The sequence below is a fragment of the Methylobacterium sp. BTF04 genome (assembly GCF_010692745.1).
Lineage (GTDB): Bacteria > Pseudomonadota > Alphaproteobacteria > Rhizobiales > Beijerinckiaceae > Methylobacterium.
The window spans coordinates 1-1819 of record NZ_JAAHTB010000160.1; the positions used below are offsets into that span (position 1 = coordinate 1).

A 1819-nucleotide genomic window follows, 5' to 3' on the forward strand; every position below is an offset into this window, starting at 1 on the left:
TCCTCCCGCTGCCCCCGCTCTGGAAAACATAGAAACTGATAGATGGTCAGGCTGGCGTCCTCAACACGCAGCTATCGGATTATGGTGCGCTCATCCAGCGACACATTATGAACACCGAAGATGCCGAGATGGCAAAGATTGATAAAAAGATCGTCGCGAAGTTCGACGAGGTTAGTGTCTCGCGACGCGAGTACGAGAAGCTCATTTCCTCGCCAGAGGAGCAAGCCATCTATGACAGCTTTGCAAAGGAGGTCTCCGAATATTTTAAGGAGGCCCAAAATGTACTCGTTTTATCCCGAAGCAATGATAATCAGAAGGCCACAGAATATAACTTCACGAAGGTCCAGCCGCATGCCGATGTTTCCAATGGCTTCCTCGATAAGCTCGTGGATTTGAACATGGAAGGCGCGAAAACCGCAACTCGTCAGGGCGACGGCGTCTACCGTAGCGCTATGATGATGTTGACCGTGACCGTGCTGTTCCTTGCCGTGATTAGTATCAGTGCCGCCATCCTCATTACCCGCGGCGTCTCCAAAGGCATCGCATCAGTGGTTCAACCGATGCAGGCACTGGCCAAAGGGGATCTGGACGCGCAGATCCCCTCGCTTGGCGAGAAAACCGAGATCGGTACGATTGCCGACGCCGTGCATCTCTTCAAAAATGCGCTGATCGAGAAGAAGCATCTCGACGAGGCCGCACTGATCGAGAACGAGGCCAAGATGCGTCGGGCAATCTTCCTCGACAATCTCACCAAGGCTTTCGAAGGTAATGTTTCTGTCTTGACTCAGGGGCTAGCTGGCGCGGCCACTGAGATGGAAGCCACCGCCAAGTCGATGGCGGGTACGGCCAATCAGACCACGGAGCAGACGATCATCGTGGCCGGGGCTGCTGAGGAGACCTCGGCCAACGTCCAGACCGTGGCCGCAGCCAGCGAGGAAATGTCGGCCTCCGTGCAAGAAATTGTGCAGCAGGTCACCTATTCGTCGCAGATCGCATCTCAGGCCGTCGAGAACGCCAAGCGGACGGACGCCACAGTCCGCCGACTGGCGGTGACTGCTGAGCGCATCAGCACGTTCGTAGCGGTAATCTCCAACATCGCCTCGCAGACCAATCTGCTCGCACTGAACGCGACCATCGAGGCGGCCCGTGCAGGCGAAGCCGGTCGCGGCTTTGCGGTTGTTGCCTCGGAGGTGAAGGAACTGGCCGGGCAGACTGCCAAGGCCACCAGCGAGATCGGCGAGCGGATCACGGAAATTCAGGCGGCAACCGAGGAGGCGGTGGTGGACATCCAGACCATCACCAAGGTGATCGATGAGATGTCGAGCTACGCTGCGTCCATTGCGGCTGCGATGGAGGAGCAGGGTGCGGCAACGCAGGAGATCACTCGCAATGTGCAGGAGGCTGCCAAGGGCACGGAGCAGGTGACGACAAACATCTCCAGCGTGCGCGAAGGAGCGGGTCAGACTGGTGCAGCCGCGTCACAGGTTCTAAGCGCGGCCCAAGAGCTCTCGCGGCATTCGGAGAACCTGTCGCACGAGGTCGCTGCCTTCCTCTCTCAGGTGAAGGCCGCCTGAGGCTCGAAGGGCTCTGTATCTGCAAGGCACGCTTACCGCTTCACGAAAGCACGCAACAATGACATCCTCTTGTGACGCGCCGGCCGTCTCAGAAATAGTCAAGATGCGTTCTGATCTTAGGCTTTGGCTCCAAGATCTCGAGGATGCGCAAAACAAACTCGAAGGGTTATTGCTCTCACTAAAAAACTCTGAGAGTCCTACCTATAGATATCAAGCCGCATCGCTTTGATTCATAATGATGATTC

At 56.8% G+C, this 1819-nt stretch carries 1 protein-coding gene; it reads left to right on the plus strand.

The features are described 5' to 3' along the window. Positions 1-38 precede the first annotated feature (38 nt). A complete protein-coding gene (locus G3T14_RS23995) occupies positions 39-1574 on the plus strand; it encodes a methyl-accepting chemotaxis protein (RefSeq protein ID WP_348645343.1) in 1536 nt (511 codons plus the stop codon). The last annotated feature ends 245 nt before the right edge of the window (positions 1575-1819 follow it).